The sequence below is a fragment of the Streptomyces sp. NPDC054783 genome (assembly GCF_053611725.1).
The window spans coordinates 182846-189669 of sequence record NZ_JBSHAY010000017.1 but is presented as its reverse complement, the minus strand read 5'-3'; the positions used below and the strand labels follow the sequence as shown (position 1 = coordinate 189669).

General features: G+C 70.7%; 7 protein-coding genes. 3 read left to right on the top strand and 4 right to left on the bottom strand.

The window, feature by feature from the left end; translation table 11 throughout:
- Positions 1–1072, top strand: a 1072-nt coding sequence (locus ACWGJ5_RS27880; protein ID WP_453312410.1) for a putative Ig domain-containing protein, incomplete at its 5' end; no start/stop codon positions are given.
- Between the two features lie 126 nt (positions 1073–1198).
- Complete coding sequence (locus ACWGJ5_RS27875) at positions 1199–1663, top strand: hypothetical protein (RefSeq protein WP_453312409.1); 465 nt, start codon at positions 1199–1201, stop codon at positions 1661–1663.
- Here the strand turns inward: ACWGJ5_RS27875 and ACWGJ5_RS27870 are convergent, their stop codons facing one another.
- A complete protein-coding gene (locus tag ACWGJ5_RS27870; protein WP_453312408.1) occupies positions 1664–2176 on the bottom strand; it encodes a type II toxin-antitoxin system PemK/MazF family toxin in 513 nt (170 codons plus the stop codon). It lies immediately after the preceding gene.
- Between the two features lie 227 nt (positions 2177–2403).
- On the opposite strand from ACWGJ5_RS27870, the gene ACWGJ5_RS27865 reads away from it, so the two are divergent.
- Positions 2404–3156, top strand: coding sequence for an MBL fold metallo-hydrolase (locus ACWGJ5_RS27865; protein ID WP_351619741.1), 753 nt, complete (start codon positions 2404–2406; stop codon positions 3154–3156).
- Here ACWGJ5_RS27865 and ACWGJ5_RS27860 read toward each other — a convergent pair.
- From ACWGJ5_RS27860 to ACWGJ5_RS27850, 3 genes are all read right to left on the bottom strand, one after another.
- Positions 3153–3437: a hypothetical protein gene (locus ACWGJ5_RS27860; RefSeq protein WP_453312407.1), complete on the bottom strand. Its 285-nt coding sequence runs from the start codon at positions 3435–3437 to the stop codon at positions 3153–3155. The two genes, ACWGJ5_RS27865 and ACWGJ5_RS27860, sit on opposite strands and share 4 nt — an antisense overlap.
- Positions 3438–3949: 512 nt before the next feature.
- Complete coding sequence (locus ACWGJ5_RS27855; RefSeq protein ID WP_453312406.1) at positions 3950–5215, bottom strand: PTS transporter subunit EIIC; 1266 nt, start codon at positions 5213–5215, stop codon at positions 3950–3952.
- 158 nt (positions 5216–5373) lie between these two features.
- On the bottom strand, positions 5374–6690 hold the full coding sequence (locus ACWGJ5_RS27850) for a PTS transporter subunit EIIC (RefSeq protein WP_453312405.1): 1317 nt from the start codon (positions 6688–6690) through the stop codon (positions 5374–5376).
- Between the last annotated feature and the right edge of the window lie 134 nt (positions 6691–6824).

Genomic DNA, 6824 nt, shown 5'->3' with positions numbered 1-6824 from the left:
CGGCTGCTCCAAGCGCATGGAGGCCGACGTCTCCGCGGTCGCCGACCCGGCCACCGGCGTGGCGGTCTACGACACCTACGGCGGCTCCGGCTGGGGCGTCGTCGGCGGCACCAGCGCCTCCTCGCCGATCATCGCGAGCGTCTACGCCCTGGCGGGCACCCCGGGCGCGAGCGACTACCCGGCGAAGTACCCGTACTCCCACACCGGCAACCTGTACGACGTGACCAGCGGCTCCAACGGCTCCTGCTCCACCTCGTACTTCTGCACCGCCCGCTCCGGCTACGACGGCCCGACCGGCTGGGGCACCCCGAACGGCACCACCGCCTTCACCGCCGGCTCCAGCAGCGGCAACACGGTGTCCGTCACCAACCCCGGCAGCCAGTCGACCACCACGGGCGGCTCGGTCAGCCTGCAGATCCAGGCCACCGACAGTGCGGGCGCGGCCCTCACCTACAGTGCGAGCGGCCTGCCGACCGGGCTGTCCGTCAACAGCTCCACCGGGCTGATCTCGGGTACGGCGTCCACCGCGGGCACCTACCAGGTCACGGTCAGCGCGCAGGACTCCACCGGCGCCTCCGGCTCGGCCTCCTTCACCTGGACCGTCGGCTCCTCGGGCGGCACCTGCTCCTCCTCCCAGCTGCTGGCCAACCCGGGCTTCGAGTCGGGCAGCACCGGCTGGAGCGCGTCCAGCGGCGCCATCACCAACGACACCGGTGAGGCGGCCCACGGCGGCTCGTACTACGCCTGGCTCGACGGCTACGGCTCCAGCCACACCGACACCGTGTCCCAGTCGGTGACGATCCCGGCCGGCTGCAAGGCCACGCTCACCTTCTACCTGCACATCGACACCGCCGAGACCGGCAGCACCGCGTACGACAAGCTGACGGTGACCGCCGGTTCGACCACCCTGGCGACCTACTCGAACGTCAACGCGAACTCCGGGTACGCGCAGAAGACCTTCGACCTGTCCTCGCTGGCGGGCCAGACGGTCACCCTGAAGTTCAACGGCGTGGAGGACTCCTCGCTGCAGACCAGCTTCGTCGTGGACGACACCGCCCTGACGACCGGCTGATCCTCTGTACGGCCCCGGTCCCGCACGCGGAAACCGTCCGCGTGCGGGATCCTTTTTGGCAGCCGGCACGTCACATCTGCACCAGGCGGCCGACCCCCCACGGCCACGGCAGAAAGGCGAACCCCCATGCGCCCCACCCTCATGCGCCGTACGGCCCTCTGCGGCCTCGCGGCCACCGCGCTGCTCCTCGCCGGCTGCGGCTCCCAGAGCGGCAAGGACACCGGCGGCGGTGACGGCAAGGTGTCACCGTCCGCGTCCCCGAGCGGCACCGGCTGCGCCGCCCTCGTCCAGCTCAGCGCCTCCGACAGCGGCCGCACGGTCTGCGTGGCCAAGGGCGGCGAGGTCCGCCTGACCCTGGAGGGCACCAAGTCCCGGCCGTGGAAGCCGGTCATGGCCAGCGGCACGGCCCTGCGGGGCATCAACGCGGGCTTCGTCATCATGCCGGGCCAGGCCACGGCCGCGTACCAGGCGGTGGCCACGGGAACCGAGAAACTGACGTCCTCCCGCCCCCTGTGCGCCGAGCCGACGGCGCCCGGCCAGGTCTCCTGCAAGGGCATTCAGGAGTGGACGGTGACGGTGAACGTGAAGTGATCAGCCGGCCAGGTGCCGCACCTGGTCCCACAGAACCGGGTCCACCACACCCACCCGGCGCCGGAAGTCGCCCACCGGCACCTCGCGCAGCTCGTCGGTCTCCAGGAAGCTCGGCCGGCCCCGGGCGTCACCGACCGCGCCGGGCGGCAGCGGGATCACGCCCGCCCGCTCGTCGTGGTACTTGCTGGTGATCTTGGCGACCGTGGCCCGGTTCCCTCGCACGGCCAGCACCAGGCACGGCCGGTCCTTGGCCCGCCCGTCGCTCGCCACCGCCCTGTCCGACGCGCTTCGCACGGCCCCATTTGACTCTGCGCGGTCCTCGTAGGGGACGTCCGCCCACCAGATGTCCCCGGGGGCCGGCCGGGCGGCCCGCGCCGGGCGTGTTCCCGCGCGGCCGAGCGGCCTCAGGCGCCGTCCGGCGTACCGGCGGCCGCGTCCCCAGCCGTCGACGAGCGTGGCGACCAGCGCGAGCAGTACCACCGCCGCGAGTGCCAGCCACCAGGACGTGTCCATACGACGACGTTACCGGCGCGCGCCGAGGATTGCGCGCCCTCTGCGGATCCTTCTGTGCCCCTGGTCCAGCCGAACCGGTGACAGCGCAGGTGAGTTCGCCCACAACGGCCCCTGGCGGAGGAGCGACCCGCGCTTTCGCGCCTTACGCTCGACGGACCGCACGACCCCCGTTTCCTGCCCTTTTGATCTTGCCGTTCGATCTTTCCGCCAACGGAGGTTTCTGCTTCATGAAGCTCACCGTCGTCGGCTGCTCGGGGTCGTTCCCGTCCGCGGAATCGGCCTGCTCGAGCTACCTCCTCGAGGCCGACGGCTTCCGGCTGCTTCTCGACATGGGCAACGGCGCCCTGGGCGAGCTGCAGCGCCACTGCGGTCTCTACGACCTCGACGCGATCTTCCTGAGTCATCTGCACCCCGATCACTGCATCGACATGCTCGGGTACTTCGTCGCGCGCTTCTACCGTCACGACGGCGGCCGCTGCGCCCCGATACCGGTCTACGGCCCCGAGGGCACCGAACACCGCCTGACCACCGCGTACGACGACACGCCCTCCGCCTCCGCGATGAGCGAGGTCTTCGACTTCCACACCCTCAAGCCGTCCACGTTCGAGATCGGCCCGTTCACGGTGCACACCGAGCGGGTCCGCCATCCCGTGGAGGCGTACGCCATCCGCGTCGAGCACGGCGGGCGGTCCATGACGTACTCCGGCGACACGGGGGTCACCGAGGCGCTGGACGAGCTGGCCCGGGACACCGACCTGTTCCTGTGCGAGGCCGCGTTCACGCACGGCAAGGAGAACATCCCCGACCTGCATCTCAACGGTCGCGAGGCGGGCGAGACGGCCGCGCGGGCCGGTGCGCGGCGCCTGGTGCTCACCCACATTCCCCCGTGGACCGACCCGGAGGTCAACCTCCGCGATGCGCGCGAGGTGTTCGCGGGCCCGGTGGAACTGGCCGTTCCGCGCACGACGTACGAGATCTAGCCGGCCGGGCGGGGTCGGCTGCCGGCTCCGCCCCCGGTTTCGGCCGGCACGCCGGCCGGCATTCCGAAGTCCTCGGTCACGCTGCGCCCGGCGCCCCGGGCGGTCGCCTTCCGGTAGGCGGGCAGTACGGTCTCGCAGCGGCCGCCGGCGAGCGCGAGCGTCGGCTGGAGCTCGTACCGGCGCCCCATGAGATGGCGGTTCGCCGGTTCCTCGGCCGACTCCACCGCGGTGATGCCGTCGACCAGGGCGGAGAGCCGGCCCAGGAGTCTGCTGGACTCCACGGGCGTGCGGTAGCAGGTGGCCTCCACCTCGCGTCCGGGCTTTCGCCAGCAGGGCCGGGTACGTCCGCAGGGCCTCCGCGTCGCCGAGCCGGACGGCCGGCTCGCACGGCAGGCGCTCCAGGGGCCGACGGTCCGCTCGGTCCGTCAGCCGGGCCGGTCCGGCCGGTGCCGCCGGTGGCGGACGCCGGCAGCGCGGAGGCGGAGCGCACCTCCTCCTCGGACGCCGCCGGGTCCAGTCCGTCGCGGACCTGTGGTCGAAGCGGACGTCGACCTGCACGCCTGGCGGGGTGAGGCCGTCCGGTTCGAAACGGGCCGTCCGCCCGCAGCACCCGCTGGGTCCGGGGTGTACACCGGGCCGCCCTGGTCGGCGATCACCGGCGGGACGACGAGATCGCGTCCGGCCGGCAGGTCGTCGAGCAGGAACAGGGCGCGCCGGAGCCCGCGCACACGCCGAATTCCCCGGCCGGGCGGTGATGGCCGGGGAATTCGGTGCCGAGTCGTGCCGGAGAGCCCTACCTGGCCTCGGCCTTCTGCAGTTCGGCGAGTTCCTCGTCCGACTCGCGGCCCGGTGTGGGCAGGTTGAACCTGGTGATCGCGAAGCGGAAGACGACGTAGTAGACGGCGCCGAAGCACAGGCCGATCAGCGCCAGGCCCCACGGGTTGTGCGCGATGCCCAGGTTCAGGAAGTAGTCGATCGCGCCGGCGGAGAAGCCGAAGCCGTCCTTCATGCCCAGCGCCCAGGTCAGCGCCATGGAGACGCCGGTCAGGACCGCGTGGATGGCGTACAGGGCCGGCGCGATGAACATGAAGGTGAACTCGATCGGCTCGGTGACGCCGGTGACGAAGCTGGTCAGGGCGAGCGAGAGCATCATGCCGCCGACGACCTTGCGGCGCTCCGGGCGGGCGCAGTGCACGATCGCGAGGCAGGCGGCCGGCAGGCCGAACATCATGATCGGGAAGAAGCCGGTCATGAACTGGCCCGCGGTCGGGTCGCCGGCCAGGAAGCGTGCGATGTCACCGCTCTTGCCGTGGTACGTGCCCGCCTGCAGCCAGGGGAAGGAGTTCAGCAGGTGGTGCATGCCGATCGGGATCAGCGCACGGTTGGCGACACCGAAGATGCCCGCGCCGACGGCGCCCGAACCGACCAGCCACTCGCCGAAGTTGTGCAGACCGGTGCCGAGGACCGGCCAGATGTAGCCGAAGACGATGCCGAGGACCAGACCCGCGAGCGCCGACAGGATCGGCACCAGCCGCCGGCCGCCGAAGAAGCCCGCCCAGTCCGGCAGCTTGGTGCGGTAGAAGCGCTGGTAGATCAGCGCGACGGCGAGACCCATCACCACACCGCCGAGGACCTTGGCGTCCGCGGCGGCGTTGACCATGACTATCTTGCCGTCGACGACCGTGGCCACCTTCGGCAGGTTCTTGTCGGTGAACGTGGCCAGCACGTTCTTGAAGACGAGGTAGCCGACGACCGCGGCGAGCGCGGTGGAGCCGTCCGACTTCTTCGCGAAGCCGATCGCGATGCCCACGGCGAACAGCAGCGGCATGTTGTCGAGGATCGCGTTGCCGCCGGCCGCCATGAACGACGCGATCTTGGTCAGGAACGCCGGGAAGGACGGACGGCCCAGCATGTCGGTGTTGCCGAGACGGACGAGGAGCGCGGCGGCCGGCAGCACCGCCACCGGCAGCATCAGGCTGCGGCCGATGCGCTGCAGCACGCCCATCACGCCGGCGCCCTTCTTCTTCTCGGCCGCGGGAGCGGCGGTCGCCGTGGTCACAAGTTCCTCCAGTGGGCAGGGCGCCGCCCGGGAACCATGGAAGGGGACGGCAGCGTCTCTGGTCTACACCACCCAGTGGTGTAGACCTGTTGTAGCACGATGAAGGCGGGATAAGGAACCACGAAATCCGCTACGACAGCGCTACGCCGCGTGTGCCGTCAGACCTTGGTCACGTCCTCGACCTCGTCCTCCGGCTCACGGCCCGGTGTCCGCAGGTCGAACCTGGTGATCGCGAACCGGAAGACGGCGTAGTACACCGCCGCGAAGCACAGGCCGATCGGGATGATCGCCCAGGGTCTCGTAGCCAGGTTCCAGTTGATCACGTAGTCGATGAGGCCGGCCGAGAAGCTGAACCCGTCGTGCACCCCGAGCCCCCACGTCACCGCCATCGAGACACCGGTGAGCACGGCGTGGACGGCGTAGAGCAGGGGCGCGATGAAGAGGAAGGAGTACTCGATCGGCTCGGTGATGCCCGTCACGAACGACGTCAGCGCCACCGACAGCATCAGCCCGCCGATCTCCTTGCGGCGGCCGGGCCTGGCGCAGTGCGTCATGGCCAGCGCGGCGGCCGGCAGCGCGAACATCATGATCGGGAAGAAGCCCGAGGTGAACTGGCCCGCGTGCGGGTCCCCGGCCAGGAACATGTTGATGTCGCCGTGCACCACCGTGCCGTCGGGCTTGGTGTAGCTGCCGAACTGGAACCAGATGGGCACGTTCAGGAACTGGTGCAGGCCGATGACGAGCAGCGACCGGTTGGCGATGCCGAAGACGCCCGCGCCCCAGGAGCCGAGGTCCCGCAGCCAGCGGCTGAAGCTCTCCAGCCCGGCGCCGATCGGCGGCCAGATCCACAGGCACAGCGCCGCGAAGAGGATGGCGACGAACGCCATGATGATCGGCACCAGCCGGCGCCCGTTGAAGAAGCCCAGCCAGTCCACCAGCCGGGTGCGGTGGTAGCGGGCCCAGAAGAAGGCGGCCAGCAGGCCCATGACGATGCCGCCGAAGACGCCCGGGTTCTGGAAGGTGAACGGCGTCACCGAGCCCGCGCCCGCACCGACGCTCACCTGACAGCCGACCTGCGGGATCGCCTTGGAACCGCCGGGGCAGGACTGCGGGAACTGGTGCACCACCCCGTAGTAGACGAGAAAGCCCGCCACCGCCGCGAGCGCGGTCGAACCGTCCGACTTCTTCGCCATGCCGATCGCCACGCCCACGCAGAACAGCAGCGGAAGCCCGATCGAGCCGTCGAGCAGGGCGCCGCCCGCGCCCATCATCACCTTGGAGACGTTCGTCCAGCCCAGTCCGTCCTTGCCGAACACGTCCGGCTGGCCGAGCCGGTTGAGGATGCCCGCCGCCGGCAGCACGGCGATCGGCAGCTGCAGACTGCGGCCCATCTTCTGCAGGCCCTGGAACAGGCGGTTCCAGCGCTCCCTTGCCGGGCTGACCGTGCTGTCGGCGGATGCGCTCTCGGCACTCATGGCGTCCTCCGGCCACTCGACTCGGACGCGGTTTGGCGACCGTACCCCCTGTGGTGTAGACCAGTCGGCGGACGGTTCCGCTGTCGTGACCGCCATCATTCGGCACGCACGGCATGACCGCTCGCGAAGATGGG

Bases quoted from the DNA above. Each gene is read 5' to 3' on its own strand.
- ACWGJ5_RS27875 (WP_453312409.1), top strand. From the start codon at position 1,199: ATGCGCCCCACCCTCATGCGCCGTACGGCCCTCTGCGGCCTCGCGGCC.
- ACWGJ5_RS27870 (WP_453312408.1), bottom strand. From the start codon at position 2,176: ATGGACACGTCCTGGTGGCTGGCACTCGCGGCGGTGGTACTGCTCGCG.
- ACWGJ5_RS27865 (WP_351619741.1), top strand. From the start codon at position 2,404: ATGAAGCTCACCGTCGTCGGCTGCTCGGGGTCGTTCCCGTCCGCGGAA.
- ACWGJ5_RS27850 (WP_453312405.1), bottom strand. From the start codon at position 6,690: ATGAGTGCCGAGAGCGCATCCGCCGACAGCACGGTCAGCCCGGCAAGG.